Annotated in this window: 18 protein-coding genes and 1 tRNA gene; 6 read left to right on the top strand and 13 right to left on the bottom strand. The window is 71.5% G+C overall.

Annotated features, from left to right (window positions below):
- Position 1: 1 nt before the first annotated feature.
- Positions 2–1387: a histidine--tRNA ligase gene (hisS, locus tag FQY79_RS00235; RefSeq protein WP_146309668.1), complete on the bottom strand. Its 1386-nt coding sequence runs from the start codon at positions 1385–1387 to the stop codon at positions 2–4.
- Between the two features lie 173 nt (positions 1388–1560).
- Between hisS and FQY79_RS00240 the strand changes: the two genes are divergently transcribed.
- The 3 genes from FQY79_RS00240 (at position 1561) to FQY79_RS00250 (ending at position 2909) form a co-directional block, all read left to right on the top strand.
- Entirely contained in the window at positions 1561–2298 is a 738-nt protein-coding gene (locus FQY79_RS00240; protein ID WP_146309670.1) for a Crp/Fnr family transcriptional regulator, read from the top strand.
- A 55-nt stretch (positions 2299–2353) separates the two neighbouring features.
- Positions 2354–2430, top strand: a tRNA-Pro gene (locus FQY79_RS00245).
- 260 nt (positions 2431–2690) lie between these two features.
- Complete coding sequence (locus tag FQY79_RS00250; protein WP_146309672.1) at positions 2691–2909, top strand: hypothetical protein; 219 nt, start codon at positions 2691–2693, stop codon at positions 2907–2909.
- A gap of 28 nt (positions 2910–2937) precedes the next feature.
- Here FQY79_RS00250 and FQY79_RS00255 read toward each other — a convergent pair whose 3' ends face one another.
- From FQY79_RS00255 to FQY79_RS00305, 11 genes are all read right to left on the bottom strand, one after another.
- Complete coding sequence (locus FQY79_RS00255) at positions 2938–4194, bottom strand: glutamate-5-semialdehyde dehydrogenase (protein ID WP_146309674.1); 1257 nt, start codon at positions 4192–4194, stop codon at positions 2938–2940.
- Between the two features lie 39 nt (positions 4195–4233).
- A complete protein-coding gene (gene proB, locus FQY79_RS00260) occupies positions 4234–5373 on the bottom strand; it encodes a glutamate 5-kinase (RefSeq protein ID WP_146309677.1) in 1140 nt (379 codons plus the stop codon).
- Positions 5374–5377: 4 nt separating this feature from the next.
- The gene (locus FQY79_RS00265; protein ID WP_146310761.1) at positions 5378–5611 is read right to left on the bottom strand and encodes a YciI family protein; all 234 of its coding nucleotides are present in this window, start codon (positions 5609–5611) and stop codon (positions 5378–5380) included.
- A 26-nt stretch (positions 5612–5637) separates the two neighbouring features.
- Positions 5638–6930 carry an argininosuccinate lyase gene (gene argH, locus FQY79_RS00270; RefSeq protein ID WP_146309679.1) on the bottom strand — a complete coding sequence of 431 codons (1293 nt, stop codon included), beginning with the start codon at positions 6928–6930 and terminating at the stop codon, positions 5638–5640.
- Entirely contained in the window at positions 6923–7897 is a 975-nt protein-coding gene (gene argC / locus FQY79_RS00275) for an N-acetyl-gamma-glutamyl-phosphate reductase (RefSeq protein WP_146309680.1), read from the bottom strand. The genes argH and argC overlap by 8 nt, the downstream gene beginning before the upstream one ends.
- Positions 7894–8505, bottom strand: coding sequence for a GNAT family N-acetyltransferase (locus FQY79_RS00280; RefSeq protein ID WP_146309682.1), 612 nt, complete (start codon positions 8503–8505; stop codon positions 7894–7896). The genes argC and FQY79_RS00280 overlap by 4 nt, the downstream gene beginning before the upstream one ends.
- Before the next feature lie 2 nt (positions 8506–8507).
- Entirely contained in the window at positions 8508–9830 is a 1323-nt protein-coding gene (locus tag FQY79_RS00285; protein WP_146309684.1) for an acetylglutamate kinase, read from the bottom strand.
- Positions 9827–10921 (bottom strand): acetylornithine deacetylase, encoded by a 1095-nt coding sequence (locus tag FQY79_RS00290; RefSeq protein ID WP_146309686.1) that lies wholly within the window; start codon positions 10919–10921, stop codon positions 9827–9829. The genes FQY79_RS00285 and FQY79_RS00290 overlap by 4 nt, the downstream gene beginning before the upstream one ends.
- 3 nt (positions 10922–10924) lie before the next feature.
- Positions 10925–12127, bottom strand: coding sequence for an argininosuccinate synthase (locus FQY79_RS00295; protein WP_146309688.1), 1203 nt, complete (start codon positions 12125–12127; stop codon positions 10925–10927).
- A 127-nt stretch (positions 12128–12254) separates the two neighbouring features.
- The gene (locus tag FQY79_RS00300; RefSeq protein WP_146309690.1) at positions 12255–13259 is read right to left on the bottom strand and encodes an N-acetylornithine carbamoyltransferase; all 1005 of its coding nucleotides are present in this window, start codon (positions 13257–13259) and stop codon (positions 12255–12257) included.
- A gap of 256 nt (positions 13260–13515) precedes the next feature.
- Positions 13516–14034: a hypothetical protein gene (locus FQY79_RS00305; RefSeq protein ID WP_146309692.1), complete on the bottom strand. Its 519-nt coding sequence runs from the start codon at positions 14032–14034 to the stop codon at positions 13516–13518.
- A gap of 153 nt (positions 14035–14187) precedes the next feature.
- Between FQY79_RS00305 and cysS the strand changes: the two genes are divergently transcribed.
- The 3 genes from cysS (at position 14188) to FQY79_RS00320 (ending at position 17413) form a co-directional block, all read left to right on the top strand.
- Positions 14188–15636, top strand: coding sequence for a cysteine--tRNA ligase (gene cysS / locus FQY79_RS00310; protein ID WP_146310763.1), 1449 nt, complete (start codon positions 14188–14190; stop codon positions 15634–15636).
- A 77-nt stretch (positions 15637–15713) separates the two neighbouring features.
- Positions 15714–16154 carry a SufE family protein gene (locus tag FQY79_RS00315; protein WP_186759657.1) on the top strand — a complete coding sequence of 147 codons (441 nt, stop codon included), beginning with the start codon at positions 15714–15716 and terminating at the stop codon, positions 16152–16154.
- Positions 16151–17413, top strand: a complete 1263-nt coding sequence (locus tag FQY79_RS00320; protein ID WP_281289272.1) for an MFS transporter — start codon at positions 16151–16153, stop codon at positions 17411–17413. Before FQY79_RS00315 ends, FQY79_RS00320 begins: the two co-directional genes overlap by 4 nt.
- 84 nt (positions 17414–17497) lie before the next feature.
- On the opposite strand, the gene dksA is transcribed toward FQY79_RS00320, so the two are convergent.
- A complete protein-coding gene (gene dksA / locus FQY79_RS00325) occupies positions 17498–18577 on the bottom strand; it encodes an RNA polymerase-binding protein DksA (RefSeq protein ID WP_146309696.1) in 1080 nt (359 codons plus the stop codon).
- Positions 18578–18624 lie beyond the last annotated feature (47 nt).

The raw sequence follows: 18624 nt of genomic DNA on the forward strand, positions 1-18624 counted from the left end.
GTCAGGCCCGACCCGCGGTGCCCAGGGCCCGCCACTGCTCGCGCTCGACCAGCAGGGTCTGCGCCAGCTCGGCGTCGGGCACCTCGAACTGCTCGCCGCGGCGCAGGTCCTTGACCGCCACCATGCCGCGCGCGGCCTCGTCCTCGCCGCGGATCACCACGAAGCGGATCCCGGCGCGGTCGGCGTACTGCATCTGCTTGCCGAGCTTGCGCGGCTCGAGCTGGGTCTCGACGTTGAGCCCGGCGGCGCGCAGCTGCTGCGACAGGCCCAGCGCATGGTCCAGGCCCCCGTCGTCGAACAGGGTCACCAACACGTCCACCGAGCTGTCCGCGGTCTGCACCAGCCCCGCCTCGCGCAGCTGCCAGAACAGGCGCGTGAGGCCGATCGAGATGCCCACGCCGGGCAGCTTCGACCGGGTGTAGTGGCTGGCGAGGTTGTCGTAGCGGCCGCCCGAGCAGATCGAGCCCAGGCCCGGATTGGCGTCGAGCGTGGTCTCGTAGACGATGCCGGTGTAGTAGTCCAGGCCGCGCGCGATCGAGAGGTTGATCGCATAGCGCGACTCCGGCACGCCCAGGGCCTTGAGCCGGCGCAGCACCTCGCGCAGTTCCTCGCGTCCTTCCTCGAACAGCGGCGTGCCGGCGCCGAGCGCCTCGAGCCTGGCCAGCGCGTCGTCATGGCCGCTGGAGCGCACGCGCGAGAACGCCATCAGGCGGTCGATCACCTCGTGCGACAGGCCGAAGCCCTCGCCCGCCAGGGTCGCGCGCACCGCGTCCTCGCCGCGCTTGTCGAGCTTGTCGATCTCGCGCAGCACCGGCACCTGGGCCTCGTCCGCGATGCCCTGGCCCTCGAAGTAGCCGCGCAGCATCTTGCGGTGGTTGAGGTGGATGGTGAAGTCGCCGATGTCAAGCGCCTCGAACACCGCGCTGATCACCGCCGGGATCTCGGCGTCGTGGCGGGTGGACAGCGCGTCCTTGCCGATCACGTCGATGTCGCACTGGTAGAACTCGCGGAAGCGCCCGCGCTGGGCGCGCTCGCCGCGGTACACGCGCTGCATCTGGTAGCGGCGGAACGGGAACGCCAGCTCGTGCTCGTGCTCGGCCACGTAGCGGGCCAGCGGCACGGTCAGGTCGAAGCGCAGGGCGAGCTCCGGCAGGCCCTCGCCGCCTTTTTCCAGCGCGCCGGTGGACTGCACGAAGTACACCTGGCGTTCGGTCTCGCCGCCGGACTTGGTCAGCAGCACCTCGGACAGCTCGAACACCGGGGTCTCGATCGGCAGGAAACCGAAGCCCTCGAAGATCCGCCGGATCGTGTCCAGCATGCGCTGGAACGCGATCTGGTCGCGGGGCAGCAGTTCCATGACGCCGGGGGGGGTTCTGGGCTTGATCATGCCTGGACGGGCCGAAACGGCGGGGAAAGACGGCCATTCTACCCGTCCGGCCCGCCGCTGCCGGCCCCCGGCCGGTCCCACCGGAGGCGCCGGGGCCCGCCCGTGCGCGCGGTTGGACAATTTATCCCCCTGCCCGCGCCGCACGGACGCTATGATGGCCGGGCGAACCTCCCATGAGCAGCCAGCCCCTCCCCCGCTGTCGCCAGCACGCCCGAACCGTGGTGCCGCTGGATTGCGCGCGTTGCGCGGTCCGCGACCTGGCGGTGTGCTCGTCGCTGCCGTCGCCCGAGGCCGATGCGCTCGAACGGCTGGTGTCCTCGATCGAACTCCAGCCCAACGGTGAACTCGCCCGCGCCGGCCAGCCCTGCCGCCATGCCTATAGCGTGACCGCCGGCATGCTGCGCGTGGTGCGCACGCTGGCCGACGCGCGCCGCCAGGTCGTGGCCTTCGTGACCCCGGGCCACTTCGTCGGCCTGTCGGGGCACCAGGTCCACCGCTACGCGATTGAGGCGGTGACCGCCAGCCGCGTGTGCGTGTTCGGGATCGAGGGCATCGACGAGCTGCGCCGGCGCTTTCCCTCGTTCGAACACACCCTGCTCGAGCGCGCCTGCCGCGACCTGGACGATGCCCACGACTCGATGCTGCTGCTGGCGCGGCTTTCGCCGCTGGAACGGCTGGCGAGCTTCCTGGTGCGCCTGCGCCAGCAACTGAGGATCCGCGCGGACGACCCCTGCGTGGCGCTGCCGATGGGCCGCGGCGACATCGCCGACCACCTGGGTCTGACCGTGGAGACGGTCAGCCGCAGCTTCACCCGCCTGCGCGAGCAGGGCGTGATCGCCCTGCCCGACCCGCACCGGGTGGAAATCCTCGACCACGCCGCGCTCGAAGGACTGGCCTCGGCCCTGCACTGACCCGGGACCCCTTGCCTCGCGGCGCCCCGGTTCACTAAAATACGCGGCTCGCCGTCGGGGTGTAGCTCAGCCTGGTAGAGCGCTACGTTCGGGACGTAGAAGTCGCAGGTTCAAATCCTGTCTCCCCGACCAACCGATCCACGCGGAAAGCCGGCCCAGCGCCGGCTTTCCGCGTTCCTGGACCCGCGGCGGCGACCGGCGACCGTCCGCGCGGCCCGCGGGTCAGGAAACTCCTACACCCGACCGGGCCACGCGCCGACTGTGCCGCCGTCGCCGCCCGGCCGACACTGGCCGCGTCCTGCCGCTCCGGTCGCACCACGGACGAGGGGTGTACCCGGCCACGGACAGGCCGCAGCCGTTGGCAGGGCGCTGTTCGACTGATGGAGGCGGCGATGTCCGGATCGATCCTGCGCCTGCTGCGCAGCGGCGGCGGTTGGCAACTGCTCGACGGCGAAACGCCGATCTTCTGGTTCCCCGAACGCGCCAAGGGCCTGGAGATCGCGCAGCTCATGGCCGAGGCGCGCGCGCTCAACCATGGCGAACCGGTCACGGTGCAGGCCCAGACCGACGACGGCGAGCTGGAAACGCTGGCCACGCCGGGCGTGGCCTGAGGCGGCCGGCGCCGCGCCCGCGCGGCGCTCAGCGGTGGAGGTTGCGGGTCTGGCCCTCGCCGCGGACCACGAAGCGCTCGACGGTCAGCGCTTCCAGCCCCATCGGGCCATAGGCGTGCAGGCGCGTGGTCGAAATCCCGATCTCGGCGCCCAGCCCCAGTTCGCCGCCGTCGGAGAAGCGCGACGAGGCGTTGACCATCACCACCGCCGAGCGCAGCGCGTCCACGAACGCCGTCGCCGCGGCCGGGTCGCGCGCGGCGATCACCTCGGTGTGGTCCGAACCGTGGCGGCGGATGTGGGCGATCGCCTCGTCCAGCGAACCGACCACGCGCACCGCGATCACCAGGTCGAGGTACTCGGCGTCGTAATCCGCTTCGGTCGCCGGAACCACGTCGGCGACGAGGCCACGGGTGGCCTCGTCGCCGCGCAGCTCGACCCCGTGCGCGCGCAGCGCCTGCGCCGCGCGGGGCAGGAACTGCGCGGCGACATCGCTGTGCACCAGCAGCGTTTCCAGCGCATTGCAGGCGCTCGGCCGCGACACCTTCCCGTCCACCAGCAGGCCCAGCGCCAGGTCCAGGTCCGCGCTGGCGTCGACGTAGAGGTGGCAGACGCCCTTGTAATGCTTGATCACCGGCACCCGCGCGTGCTCGGCGACGAACCGGATCAGGCCCTCGCCGCCGCGCGGGATCGCCAGGTCGACGATGTCGGTGAGCTGCAGCAGCGCGACCATGGTCTCGCGCCGCAGGTCCTCGACGATGGTGACCGCGGCCGCCGGGACCCCGGCGCGCTCGAGCGCCTTGCCCAGCGATGCGGCGATCGCCATGTTGGAGCGCAGCGCCTCGCTGCCGCCGCGCAGGATCACCCCGTTGCCGGCCTTCAGGCACAGTGCCGCGGCGTCGGCGGTCACGTTCGGCCGCGCCTCGTAGATCATCGCCACCACCCCCAGCGGGGTGCGCACGCGCTCCACCGCGATCCCGTTCGGGCGGGTGTCGCGGCGGGTCACCATGCCGACCGGATCGGGCAGCGCGGCGACTTCGCGCAGAGCGTCGGCCACCCCCGCCAGGCGGGCGTCGTCCAGGCGCAGGCGGTCGAGCATCGCCTCGCCGATGCCCTTTTCCCGCGCCGCGTCCATGTCCGCGGCGTTCGCCTCCAGGATCGCCGGCGCGTCGGCCAGCAGCTGGTCCGCCATGTCGCGCAGCATCGCGTTCTTGGCGTCGGTCGGCAGCCGGGCAACGGCCCGTGCGGCGTCGCGGCAGGTCAGGGCGAGCTGGCGGATGTCGTTCATGGCTTCGAGTCGGTCGATCGGTGTCGGGTTATGCGCCGGCTAGACCAGCATCAGGTCGTCGCGGTGGATCACGGTGCCGCCGTAGCTGTAGCCGAGGATGCCCTCGATCTCGCGCGAGTGGCGGCGGGCGATGCGCCGGATGTCAGCGGCCGAGTACTGGCTGACACCGCGCGCCACGCGCCGGATGCCGGCGTCCTCGCGCAGCATCACCTCGACCATGTCGCCGCGGCGGAAGTCGCCCTCGGCGGCCACGACCCCACCGGGCAGCAGCGAGGCCCCCTTCTCGACCAGGGCGTTGGCCGCGCCGGCATCGATGAAGATGCCGCCCGGCTCGGCCGGTGCGTTCTGCAACCAGTGCTTGCGCACCGCGACCCGGGTGCGCAGGGCGTGCACGCGGGTGCCGCGCAGGCGATCGCGGGCCAGGGCCTGGAGCACGTCGGCACGGGTACCGTTGAACAGCACCGTGGCCACCCCGGCCGCGGCGGCGCGCTGCGCGGCCTCGAGCTTGGTGCGCATGCCGCCCGTGCCCACCGCGCTGCCGGAACCGCCGGCGGCCGCGAGCAGCGCCGGCGTGAGTTGGGACACCATCTCCACCGGCCGCGCCTCGGGGTTGCGGCGCGGGTCGGAATCGTAGAGGCCGTCGATGTCGGTGGCGATGAACAGCACGTCGGCATCGACCAGCGCGGCCACGATCGCGGCCAGGTTGTCGTTGTCGCCGAGCTTGAGCTCGTCCACCGAAACGGTGTCGTTCTCGTTCACCACCGGTACCGCGCGGTGCCGCAGCAGGGCCGACAGGGTGGCCCGGGCGTTGAGGTAGCGGCGGCGGTTGCGCAGGTCGTCGTGGGTGAGCAGGACCTGGGCCACCTGGCGGTCGAGCAGCGCCTGCCAGAAGCCGATCAGGCGCGCCTGGCCGAGCGCGGCCAGGGCCTGGCGCTCGGCCATCTCGGCGCCGTCGTGCGGCTGTTCGCGCATGATCGCCCGCCCGGCCGCGACCGCGCCGGAGGACACCACGACCACTTCCCGGCCCATCCGGTGCGCGGCGACCACGAAACCGGCGATCGCGCCGGCGTACTCGGTCGACAGGCCGCCGCCATTGGCCGCCAGCAGGCTGCTGCCGACCTTGAGCACGGCGCGCCGCCAGGGCGGCAGCATCTGTTCGGTGAAGTCGTGGGGTGCCATGGCGTCAGCGGGAGTTCCACTCGTGCACGGTGAGGTCGGAAGCGCCCTGGGCGACCAGCGGGTCGCGCATCGCGATCGCGCGTGCCTCCTCCAGCCCCGACAGGCCGTGCAGCAGGTAGGCGCCGCCGCTGCGGTCGCCGAAGCCGCCGCTCAGTTCGAGCACGCCCTGCGCGCGCAGGTCGTCGAGGAATGCGAGGTGCGGCGCGACCAGCGCCTCGTCGAAGCCGGGGCGCCGCATCAGCACCACCAGGTAACGCGGCGCACTCACAGCGCCTCCCAGCGCGCCCGCAGCGCGTCCAGGCGCAGGTCCGCGGCGGCCCCCGGCGAGGTGCGCGCGGCCAGGCTGCCCTCGGGCGTGCGCCCCTGCCCCGCCGTGGCCGCCCCCTCGGCTGCGGCGCGGTACGCCTCGCGGAACGGCACCCCGGTGATCGCCGCGTCCACCGCCACGTCGGTGGCGTACATCCCCGAGTCGATCGCCGCCCGCAGGCGGTCCTCGCGCCACTCCAGGTTGGCCAGCAGCGCGGGCAGCAGCTCGAGCGCGGCCATGCCGCGGCTGAAGCCGTGGAAGATCGCGCCCTTCGAGGCCTGCAGGTCGCGCTGGTAGCCGGACGGCAGCGACAGCAGCTGCTCGATCTCGGTGCGCGCGGCGGCGACGCTGGCGTGGGTGGCGCGCATCAGTTCGATCACGTCCGGGTTGCGCTTGTTGGGCATGATCGAACTGCCGGTGGTGTACTGCGGCGGCAGCGACACGAAGCCGAACTCGGAGGTCGTGTACAGCGACAGGTCCCAGGCCAGGCGGCGCAGGTCGAGCGTGGCGCTGCCCAGCGCCTCGAGCGCGGCCAGCTCGAACTTGCCGCGCGAGAGCTGGGCGTACACCGGGCTGACCTGCATCCGCGCGAAGCCGAGCGCGGCGGTGGTGTGGTCGCGGTCCAGCGCCAGGTTCACGCCATAGCCGGCGGCGGTGCCCAGCGGATTGCAGTCGACCAGCGCCAGGGTGTCGCCGGCGCGCACGGCGTCGTCGATGAAGGCCTCGGCCCAGCCGGCCCACCACATGCCGGCCGAGGACACCACGGCGCGCTGGATGTGGGTGTAGCCCGGGATCGGCAGGTTCTTCTCCGCGGCGGCGCGGTCGAGCGCCACCTTCGCCACCTCCCGCGAGAGCCCGGCCACGCGGGCGAGCTTCTCCTTCAGCCACAGCCGGGTGGCGACCAGGATCTGGTCGTTGCGGCTGCGGCCGGTGTGGATCTTGCGCCCGGGGTCGCCGAGGCGCTCGGTCAGGCGCGCCTCGATCGCCGAATGGCCATCCTCATAGCGCTCGTCGAGGACGAAGGCGCCGCTGCGGAAGTCATCGGCCAGGACCGCCAGTTCGCGCTTGAGATCGGCCAGTTCCGCTTTGGTGAGGATGCCGATGCGCTGCAGCCCTTCGGCGTGCGCGGCGCTGGCGGCGATATCGTGGAGGAAGAACTCGCGGTCCAGGACCACGTCGTCGCCGGCGAGGAAGCGCTGGATCTGCGCGTCCACCGCCACGCCCGGCTTCTGCCACAGCAACTCAGCCACGGGCCACCTCCTTGAACGGCGGGATCGCGGCCAGTTCGGGCAACCCCAGCGCGATGTTGATGTTCTGCATGGCCTGGGTGGCCGCGCCCTTGAGCAGGTTGTCCTCGGTGGACACGACCACCAGGCGCTTGCCGTCGGCCGAGACGGTGAAGCCGCCGATCTCCACCCCGTGCCGGCCGGCGATGCGGCTCACCCACGGCGCCTCCTCGACGACCCGCACCAGCGGCTCGCCGGCATAGCGCTGCTCGTAGCGGGCGCGGATCCAGTCGGCCTTGAGCGGTTCGCGCAACCACATGTTCACGGTCATGGTGATGCCGCGGAAATGCGGCGCCACGTGCGGCATGAACTCCACCGGCACGCCCAGCCGCGCGGAGACCTCGCGCTCGTGGACGTGCCCGACCAGGCTGTAGGGCATCAGGTTGTCGCGCAGCAGCTCGGGGTTGTTGCGGTCCGAGGGCGTGGTGCCCGCGCCCGAGTATCCCGACACGCCGAAGCACTGCGGCGGCCCGGCGAGGAACTCCAGCATGGGCCAGATCGCCAGCTGCATCGCGGTGGCGTAGCAGCCCGGGTTGCTGATCCGCTTCTGCCCCGCGTAGTCGCCGCGGGTGATCTCGGGCAGGCCGTAGTACCAGGACGGATCGAAGCGGTGGTCGGCGGACAGGTCCACCACCAGGGTGCCCGGCGCCGTGGCGTCGATGCCGGCGACGATCTCGCCGGACTTGCCGTTCGGCAGCGCCAGCACCACCACGTCGGCGCCACGGGCCGCGACCTGGTCGTGGGCGATGTTCTCGAACCGCAGGTCGCCCCGGTAGGCGTCGTTGTGGTCGGCCACGCGCTGGCCGGCGAGCTCGCGCGAGGACACGAACGCCAGTTCCAGCCCGGGGTGTGCCGCGACCAGGCGGATCAGCTCGGCGCCTGTGTGGCCGCGTGCGCCGATGATGCCGATGGAAAACGTCTTGCTGCTCATGGGTGGGCATCCAGTCTGGCCTGCAGGTGGTTGCGCACCGCCGGCCATTCGCTGTCGAGGATGGAGAACACGACGGTATCGCGCAGGGTACCGTCGGCGTGCCGCTTGTGGTGGCGCAGCACGCCGTCCTGCTTCGCACCGAGCTGGGCAATGGCCGCGCGCGAAGCGTGGTTGAACCACGAAGTCTCGAAGCCGACGCAGGCGCAGCCCATCGCCTCGAAGGCGTGGTGCAGCAGCATCAGCTTGCACTCGGTGTTGACCCCGGTGCGCTGCACCCGCGGCGTGTACCAGGTGTAGCCCACCAGGAGCCTGGGCACTTCCGGGTCGAGGCCGTAGTAGCGGGTGCAGCCGACCACGGCGCCGGCGGGGTCGCGCACCGCGAACGGCAGCACCCGGCCAGCCGCCTGGGCCTCGAGCGCCGCCTCGACATAACCTGCGACCCCCTCGGGCGCCGGCACGCTGGTGTACCAGAGCCGGTCCAGCCCGCTCCCCTCCACCGCCGCGCGCAGTCCGTCCACGTGAGACCGGTCCAGCGGCTCGAGCACGGCGTGCCGGCCCGCCAGCCGCGGCACCGTGCTCCAGGAGGAAGCGGTCGCGCGCACGTCCATGCTCAGTCCACCAGGGTGGGCGGCCGGGTGGCGCAGTGGGCCACGCAGCGCTCGATCTCGGCGAAGCCGCCCAGGCCGTACCAGAACACCTTCCACTTCTCCTGCTTGAGGCAGCCGTCCGATTCGGCGTAGTAGAAGATGTTGACCTGGTTGTTGTGGCGCGAGCGCCAGAACAGCTGCGGCGTTTCCTCGCGCATCACGTTCCAGACCGCGCGCCCCAGGCCCTCGCCCTGGGCGTCGTCGAGGACCGCGAACTTGTCCAGGTAGACCAGGCCGTCGGCGTCGGACAGGATCACCGCGGCGCGGTAGTTCTCGCTCACGTAGGCGCGCAGCAGGCGGGTGCGCTCGAAGTAGTCCGGCACCAGCCGGCGGCCGAAGCTGCGTTCGATCAGCCCGCGCAACCGCTCCAGGTCGAAGGCGTCCCAGGCGGTGCCGCGCAGCACCTTCTCGCCGCGCCGGACCAGGGTGCCCGAGCCCTTGTGGGTGAACAGCTCCTTGGCCAGGTCCGCCGGGCGCGTGATCGAGACCGAGGACTCGAGCGGCAGGTGGTCGAGCAGGTCCTTGATCTGCTCGATCTTCACCCGCATGCCGCCGTTGATCCACGGCTGCTGCATCAGGTGCTCGTATTCGCTGGTCAGGTTGATCGAGTCGATCACCTTGCCGTCGGCGTCGAGCAGGCCGCCGGTGCCGGTCAGGAAGATGATCTTGTACGGCTGCAGCACGCGCACCAGCTCGTTGGCGGCGAAGTCGGCGTTGATGTTGAGGATCTGCCCCCCCGGGGTCTCGCCGAGGCTGGCGATCACCGGGATCGAGCTGGCCTGCAGGCTGGCTTCGATCGGCGCCAGGTTGACCGACCGCACCTGGCCGACGAGCCCGTAGGTGTCCTGGTCAAGGTACTCGGACTCGAACACGCCGCCGGTGATCGAGGTCGCGCGCGCGCCGGCCGCCTGCAGCGCCTCGACCAGGGCCAGGTTGGAGGACTGGAACACGCGGCGCACGATCGCCAGCGCCTCGGGCGTGGTCACGCGCAGGCCGTTGACCGTCTGCTTCCCGATCCCGGCCGCCGACAGTTCCGCATCGAGCTGCGGGCCGGCGCCGTGCAGCACGATCGGGGTCAGGCCGACCTCCTGCAGGAAGGCCAGCGAGGAGGTCAGCGCCTCGAGGTCGTCGCGCAGCACCGCGCCGCCGACCTTGACCACGGCGAAGCGCTTGGCGTCGAGCTGCGAGAAGCGCTTGAGGTACTGGCTGATCTCCTTCGCGCTGGCCATGCTCGAGAGCAGGCGCACGATGGTCTGCCGGGTCTGGCGGTTGGCTTCGATGTTCATTGGCGCAGGATGTCGCGGACGATGCCGCCGTAGCGTTGCAGTTGTGCGAGCGAGACCCACTCGTCGGCGGTATGGGCCTGGGCGATGTCGCCGGGGCCGAACACCAGCGCGGTGAGCCCGGCCTCGGAGAACAGCGAGGCCTCGGTCCAGAAGTCGACCGCGTTGCCGACCGGCAGGCCCAGCTCCTCGGCCAGGTCGCGCGCGGCCAGGCGCCGGTCCTCGGCCGAGGCGATGTCGCCGGCCGGCAGCGGCGGGCCGCGGAAGGTTTCCTCGTACGCCTCCAGCGCGTCGGGCGCGGCGAAGGAGCGGAACGCCGCGTGGAGCTGGTCGAGGTCGTGCGAGGGCAGCGGCCGGAAGCCGAAACGCAGCTCGGCCTCGGGCGCGATCACGTTCGCCTTGATCCCGCCCTCGAGCCGGCCGATGTTGAAGCGCAGGCCGGTCAGCCCGCCGAAGCGGCGGTGCGATTCCATGCCCACGAAGTCGAGCGCCCGGTTGCTCCAGCGCACCGCGTGGTGCAGCGCGCTGGCGTCCAGCGCCGCGGCGCCCGAGGCGTGGCCGGCGCGGCCGCGGAAGGCCATGCGCACGGCGCTGATGCCGCGGTGGGCCAGGACCGCCTCGCAGCCGGTCGGCTCGGCCACCACCACCTGGCCGAAGCCGTGGTCGCGGGCGAGGAAGGCCTTGATGCAGCGCGCGTCGTTGGCCTCCTCGTCGCTGCTGAACAGGAACGCGGCGTCGCCGTCCGTCGCCTGGGCGGCCGCGACCAGGCCCGCGGCGGCGCCCTTGATGTCGCAGGCGCCCAGGCCGATCGCCCTGTCGCCCTCGACCCGCAGCACGTGCGGGTCGGCGCTCCAGTGCGGCGAGGACGGCACCGTGTCCAGGTGCACGTTGAACAGGCGCGAGGGCGTTCCGCGCACAGCGAGCATCGACACCGCGCCGGCGCCGTGGTCGACCACTTCGATCCGGAACCCGGCCAGCTGCTCGCGCAGGTAGTCGAAGATGCCGCCGGTGGTGATCGCGCGCGGCGGGTTGCGGGTGTCGAAGGACACCAGCTTTCCCAGGTGCGCGAGGGTGGAAGGAAGCAGGTCGCTCATCGCTCAGCGGTTGACCTCGGCCCAGAGCGTGCTGCTCATGCCGAACAGGCGGATGAAACCCTCGGCCTCCTCGACGCCCCAGTCGGCCGACTGGGCGTAGGTGGCGCCCTTGGAGTGCAGCAGGTGCGGCGACTTCACCGCCACCGCGTCCACGCGGCCGCCGCGGGTCTCGAGCACCACTTCGCCGTTGACCGTGGCCTGCGACGAGGCCAGGAAGGCCTCGAGGTCGGTCTTGAGCGGGTCGTGGAAGAAGCCCTCGTACACCAGTTCCACCCACTTGCGCGCGACTTCGGGCTTGAAGCGGTTCTGGTGCTTGGACAGCACCGCCTCCTCCAGCGCGCGATGCGCGGTGAGCAGCGACACCAGGCCCGGCGCCTCGTACACGATCCGGCCCTTGAGCCCGATCACGGTGTCGCCGGTGTACATGCCGCGGCCCACGCCGTAGGGCGCGAACAGCCGGTTGAGCTTGGCCAGGATCTGCTCGCCCGGAAGCGCCTTGCCGTCGAGCTCGACCGCCTCGCCGCGCTCGAACCCCAGGCGTACCGTGAGCGGCTCGGCCGGCCACGCGCTGCGCGGCGCACACCAGCCGCGCGCGCCCTCGCCCGGCGCCTCCCACTGGTCGATCTCGCCGCCGGACATGGTCACGCCCAGCAGGTTCTCGTTGATCGTGTAGGCCTTCTGCTTGGCGCGCACGCCGAAGCCGCGCTCCTCCAGGTACTTCTGCTCGTAGGCGCGGGTCTGGGTGTGTTCCTTCTGGATCTCGCGGATGGGCGCCACGATGCGGTAGTCGCCCTGGGCCTTCACCGCCAGGTCGAAGCGCACCTGGTCGTTGCCCATGCCGGTGCAGCCGTGGGCGATGGCGTTGGTGCCCAGTTCGGCGGCGCGCGCAAGCGCCGCGTCCACGATCAGGTAGCGGTCGGACACCAGCAGCGGGTACTGGCCCTGGTAGCCCTCGCCGGCCCAGACGAACGGCTTGACGAATCCGTTCCAGATCGCCGGGCCGCCGTCGACGGTGACGTGGCTGGCCACGCCGAGCTCGGCCGCGCGCTTCTCGATGAACTCGCGCTCGTCGGCGTCCACGCCGCCGGTGTCGGCGAACACGGTGTGCACCCGCCAGCCGCGCTCCTGCAGCCAGGGCACGCAGAAGCTGGTATCCAGGCCGCCGGAGAAGGCGAGGACGATGTCTTTGGAATCGGAGACGCTCATTGTCTTGTTTCTCGGTGGGGGCCCCTCCCCTGCATTCGGGAGTCGGGGCGGATGCGGGGGACGGGTCGGGCGCCGGTGGCCGCCGTTCCCGTCCCGGCCTCCCCCGCTGGCGGGGGGCGGGTCCTGGCTACTGGCGCGCGAGCGCGGCCATCACCGCCTTCTGCACGTGCAGGCGGTTCTCGGCTTCCTCGATGGCGAGGCAGTTGGGCGAGTCCATCACCGCGTCGGTCGCCTTGACGTTGCGGCGCAGCGGCAGGCAGTGGCTGAAGACGCCGTTGTTGGTCAGCGCCATCTTCCGCTCGTCGACGATGAAGTGCCTGTACTGGTCGCGGATCGGCTTCTCCGGCGCCCAGTTGCCGAAGTACGGCAGCGCGCCCCAGCTCTTGGCGTAGACCACGTCGGCGCCGCGGTAGGCGCTCTCGATGTCGTGGCTGACCTGGAACGAACCGCCGCTCTCGGCCACGTTGCGGTGGGCCCAGTCGATGTAGCGCTCGTCGAGGACATATTCGGGCGTCGGGCACAGCAGGGTCACGTCCATGCCCAGGCGGGTGGCGATGGTCAGGGCGGAGTTCGCGACCGCGGTGTTCAGCGGCTTGGGGTGGTAGGTCCAGGTCAGCACGTACTTCCTGCCGCGCAGATCGGTGGTGCCGAAGTGCTCCCGCAGGGCCAGCGCGTGGGCCAGCTCCTGGCAGGGGTGGGTGATCGTCTCCATGTTGATGACGGGCACCGTGGAGTACTTCGCGAACGCGTTGAGCACCACGTCCTGGCGGTCGTACTGCCAGTCGACGAACCTGGGGAACGCGCGCACGCCGATCAGGTCCACGTAGCGGGCCAGCACCCGGGCCACCTCGGCGATGTGCTCCTCGGTGTCGCCGTCCATCACCGTGCCCAGGTCGAACTCGATCGGCCAGGCGTCCTTGCCCGGCTGCAGCACGATGGCGTGGCCGCCGAGCTGGAACGCGCCAAGCTCGAAGCTGGTGCGGGTGCGCATCGAGGGGTTGAAGAACACCAGCGCGATCGAGCGTCCCTTGAGCGCATCGCCCAGGCGCTCGCGCTTGAACCGGGCCGCGTCGGCGAGCAGCGCGTCCAGGTCGGCGCGGCTCCAGTCCTGCGTGTTGAGGAAGTGCTTCATCTCGTCGGTGTCCGTGTGGATGGCGGTGGTGCGTGGCCTTCAGAAACGAAAAAACCCAGCCTCTGGCTGGGTTCCGGCATGACGGCATGGCACGTCGGGTCGGCCCAGCTCAGTGGCAGGGGTCCGGTCGACGCGCGCGCGAGGTCATCCCCGACGCCATGCGGGCGGAGGTCAGGACGTCGGCGCTGTAAAGGAAGTTCGGCACGCCGCGGATCGTCTCACGCCGCGCACTGCACTGCAACAGGAATCACGCCCGTCATGGGGTTTCGTCTGAAACGACCGGCGTCACCGACACCCGCACCCGCAGGCGATTGCCCGGGTCGGTCGGGAGCCGGGAGCGGTACTTGACGCCACGGTGGACGTAGTCGACGTCGTAGCCGATCGGACGCCGGAACTCCCGCTCCACCGGCACCATCCGGCACTGCCCGCCAGCCGAAGGGGCCACCTCCTCGACCTTGGGGTCGGGGGTGAGCGCGCCCTTGACCGCGCCGATCACCCGCGCCAGCCCGGTCTTGGCCTCGTCGGGGTCCTCGACCGGGGTCGAGGCCTCGCAGCGCTCGACCATGCTGGTCGCACGCAGCGTCTGGTACACCGGTTCGGCGCGCAGCACCTGGGCGAACTCGACCCGCACGTTCTCGGGCTGCCGCGCCGGCGGGGGCGCCGGCAACGCGTCTTCCTGCGCCTCCTGTGCGCCCGCCGCCACGCACAGGGCACACGCCGCCGCCAGCAGCAGGCGCGCCGTCCGGACCGCGGTGGGGAGGGTGCTACGGGACATTGCGGCCAGTGTAGGCCGGACAGTCCGGCCACGGGCTGAATCCGGCCGCCGCCGGGCCGGCCGGCGCGGCCGCCACCGGCGCGGCAGGGGGGGCCGGGGTGCCGCGGCGGGCATCTCGCCCTAGAATCGACGGTTTCCCGCCGCCGCGTGCCGATGTCCCTGCGCCTGTTCAACAGCCTCACCCGCCGGATCGAGCCCTTCGAACCCCTGGATCCGGCCTGCCCCACGATGTACCTGTGCGGGCCGACGGTCTACAACTACGTGCACATCGGCAATGCGCGCGGGCCGGTGGTGTTCGGGGTCCTGGCCGCCCTGCTCCGCCGCCGCCACGGCGCGCTGCGCTACGCGCGCAACATCACCGACGTGGACGACAAGATCAACGCCGCCGCGCGCGAGGCCGGGGTCCCGATCTCGGTGATCACGGACCGCTATGCCGCCGCCTACCGCGAGGACATGGCCGCACTGGGCGTGTCCGGCCCGTTCGCGCCCGACATCGAGCCGGCCGCGACCGCGCATATCCCGCAGATGGTGGAGATGATCGAGCGCCTGGTCGCATCGGGGCACGCCTACGTCGCCGAGGGCCACGTGCTGTTCGCGGTCGACACCTTCCCCGGCTACGGCCGGCTGTCGCGCCGCGATCCGGAGGAAATGCAGGCCGGCGCGCGGGTCGAGGTCGCGCCGTACAAGCGCAACCCGGGCGACTTCGTGCTGTGGAAGCCCTCGTCCGACGACCTGCCCGGCTGGGACTCGCCCTGGGGCCGCGGCCGCCCGGGCTGGCACATCGAGTGCTCGGCCATGGCCGAGACCCACCTGGGCGAGACCATCGACATCCACGCCGGCGGCGTCGACCTGCAGTTCCCGCACCACGAGAACGAGGTCGCGCAGAGCGAGTGCGCCCACGGCGGGCGCGTGTTCGCCAGGTTCTGGCTGCACAACGGCATGCTCACGCTCTCGGGCGCGAAGATGTCCAAGTCGCTGGGCAACATCGAGAAGGTCCACGACCTCGTGCAGCGGCACCCGCCCGAGGCGCTGCGCTACGCGCTGATGTCGGCCCACTACCGGCAGCCGCTGGACTGGTCGGACGAGCTTGTCGAAAAGTCCGTGAAGACGCTTGACCGCCTGTACGGCACGTTAAGGGACGCGGATGCCTTAAGGGTACTCAGCATCTTGCGCGGCCAAGGCGACCCCGAACCGCAGAGCCCTCGGATTCCGGAAACTATAGAACGCGCTTTGGAGGAGGACCTCAATACTCCGAAGGCGCTAGCCGAACTCGCAGAGATCGCTTCCAAAGTGAGGCAGCTCCGAAATCAGCTCGTGCATGTGCAACAGCCTCCCCAAGAAGGGATAAGAAGGCTGACAGTACTAACGGCCCGGCTACGTGGGGCAGGCTCGGCGCTCGGCCTCCTTCAACAGGATCCCGGCGCCTGGTTCGCGCGCGGCGCCGACGCCGACGAGGCCCGCATCCAGGCCCTGATCGACGAACGCACCGCGGCCAAGAAGGCGCGCGACTTCGCCCGCGCCGACGCGATCCGCGACCAGCTCGCCGCCGAAGGCATCCTGCTCGAGGACACGCCGCAGGGCGTGCGCTGGAAGCGGGCCTGAAGGCCGCCGCCGGACAGGAACACCGGCCGCGCGGCCGCCCCGGCATGCCGGGACACGACTCCAACCGCAGGATCCCCGTGAACGCTTCCCCCTTCCCGCTCGAACCCACCGCCGCCGAAGCCCAGGCCGCGATCCGCGACGAGTTCGCGTTCTTCGACGACTGGTCCGAACGGTACCAGTACCTGATCGACCTGGGCCGCAAGCTCCCGCCGTTCCCCGACGAACTGCGCACCGAAGAGCACCGCCTGCACGGCTGCCAGTCGATGGTCTGGATCGTGCCCTCGGGCGATGCCTCGCGTCTGGACTTCGCCGCCGCGAGCGACTCGGCGATCGTCTCGGGCCTGATTTTCCTGGCGCTGCGCGTGTACTCGGGCCGTAGCGCACGCGAGATCCTCGACACCGATCCGGACTACATCGCCGACATCGGCCTGGCCAAGCACCTTTCGCCCACGCGCAGCAACGGCCTGGCGTCGCTGCTGGCCTTCATCCGCGACGCCGCCCAACGCACCCTGGGGTGAGCAGCGCGGCGCCCCGCCACCCGGAGGACAGCCGCCTGGCGCCGCTGCGGACCCCCGGCTTCCGGCTGCTGATGGGGTTCCGGATCCTCACCATCCTGTCCTACCAGGGCGTGGCGGTGACGGTGGGCTGGCACGTCTACGAACTCACCCGCGATCCATGGATGCTGGGGCTGGTGGGCCTGGCCGAGGTGCTGCCCTACTTCTGCGTGGCCCCGTTCGCCGGCCACCTGGTCGACGTGCTGCCGCGCCGGCGCCTGGGCGCCTTCGCCGCGGCGTGCCTGGCGATCACGCCGTTGCTGCTGATGGCCATCGCCGCCGGCTGGTGGACCGCCGGCGGCACGTTCGCGATCTACGCGGCGATCGCCCTCACCGGCTGCGTGCGCGCGTTCCTCGGGCCGGTGTACAACGCACTGTTCGGGCGCGTGCTGCCGCGCGCGCAGTTCGTGCGCGGCGCCAGCCTCGGCAGCATCGTCTTCCAGGCCGGGCTGGTGACCGGGCCGACGATCGGCGGCTTCCTGGTCGGCTGGGCGGGCAAGCCGGTCGCCTATGCGGTGGCCGCGGTGTTCGCGGCCTGCGCGGCGCTGGCGATGTTGCGCATGCAGGTCGAGGAGCCGGCGCCGGCGGCGACGCGCACGCCGGTGCTGTCGAGCATCGCCGAAGGCGCGCGCTTCGTGTTCGGCCACCAGGTGCTGCTCGCCGCGCTGGCGCTGGACATGTTCGCGGTGATGTTCGGCGGCGCGATCTCGCTGGCACCGGCGTTCATCCAGGAGATCCTGCACTACGGGCCGGAGGGCCTGGGCATCCTGCGCGCGGCCCCGGCGCTGGGCGCGGTGGCGATGGGCGTGTGGCTGGCGCGGCGTCCGCTCGACCGCAACGCGGGCCGGATCCTGCTGCTGGCGGTGGTCGGCTTCGGCCTGTGCATGATCGGCTTCGGCCTGTCCACGGCGTTCTGGCTGTCGGCGTGCTTCCTGCTGCTGTCGGGCGTGTGCGACGGCGTCTCGGTGGTCGCCCGCTCGACGATCATGCAGTTGGCCACGCCCGACCACATGCGCGGCCGGGTGTCGTCGATCAACGGCCTGTTCGTCGGCTCGTCCAACGAGATCGGCGCGTTCTACGCCGGCAGCATGGCGCGCCTGCTGGGCCTGGTGCCGGCGGTGGTGCTGGGCGGCTGCGTGACCGTGGGCGTGGCCGCGGTCACCGCCTGGCGCGCGCCGAAGCTGCGGCGGCTGCACTTCCACGAGCTGGTCGCCGGACGGTAGCCGCCGGCGCGATGGCAGCGGGCCCACACGTGGAAAACCCCGCCGGAGCGGGGTCTTCCACGGCCGGATCCGGGGGACCCGTGATCAATCACCCATCTGCTTCTGCAGGTGCTCCCAGCGCTCCTGGGCGTCGATGGTGCGTTCGGCCTGCGGGCGCGCCTCCAGGCGGTCGAGGCCGATCTCCTCGCCGGTGTCCACGCAATAGCCGTAGTCGCCTTCGTCGACACGGCGGATGATGCTCTCGATCTTGTTGATCAGCTTGCGGTAGCGGTCACGCGTGCGCAGTTCGAGCGCGTTCTCCGTCTCGCGGCTGGCGCGTTCGGCTTCGTCGCCCACGTCGCGGACCTCGTCGCGCAGGTTCTCGATCGTCTGGCGCGACTCCTCGACCAGCTCCTCCCGGCGCGCCAGCAGCTTCTGGCGGAAGTACTCCAGCTGCAGCGGGTTCATGTACTCCTCGTCCGGGCTGGGCTTGTACCCGGGCGGCAGGATCGGGCGGCCGGTCTCCGGGTCGACCTCGTAGGGCACGACTTTGAACTTGGGCTTCTGCGCCGGGGCCGGGGCCTTGGTGGTGACCGCGACCGCCACCTTGCCCTGGACACGGGGCCTGGACGGCGCAGGCGCCGCGGCCGGGGCCTTCGCCGTGGCCACCCTGCCCGCGGGGGCGGACACCGGTGCGGTGCGCGCAGCCGGGGCGGCAGCCTTCTTGGCCACCGGCTTGGGGGCCTTCGCGGACGCGGGCTTGGCAACCGCGGGCGACTTCGCCGCGGCCTTGGCGACCGTTGCCTTGGTCGCGGCCTTCGTCGCCGGGGCCGCCTTACTGGCGACCGGCTTCTTCACGGCCACGGCCTTCCTGGCCGGCGCCGCCTTCTTGGCGGGCGCGGCCTTCTTCGCCGGGACCGCCTTCTTCACGGCCGCGGCCTTCTTCGCCGGCGCCTTCTTCGCCGGCGCCACCTTCTTGGCGGGCGCCTTCTTCACGGCTGCCGCCTTCTTCGCAGGCGCGGCCTTCTTCGCCGCGGCCTTGGCGGCGGGCTTGGCGGCCTTGGTCGCGGCCTTCTTCGCCGGAACCTTCTTCACCGCCTTGGCGGAACCCGACGCCTTGCCGGCGGCGGACCTGGCCGCTTTCGCGGGCTTGACGGGCTTCTTTGCGGACTTCTTGGCGACCACTTGCTGCGATTCCTCTTGGAGGTTTCCCTTGGACGGGAAAAGCGGGG

Origin of the sequence: Luteimonas wenzhouensis (genome assembly GCF_007859305.1) — a bacterium.
Lineage (GTDB): Bacteria > Pseudomonadota > Gammaproteobacteria > Xanthomonadales > Xanthomonadaceae > Luteimonas > Luteimonas wenzhouensis.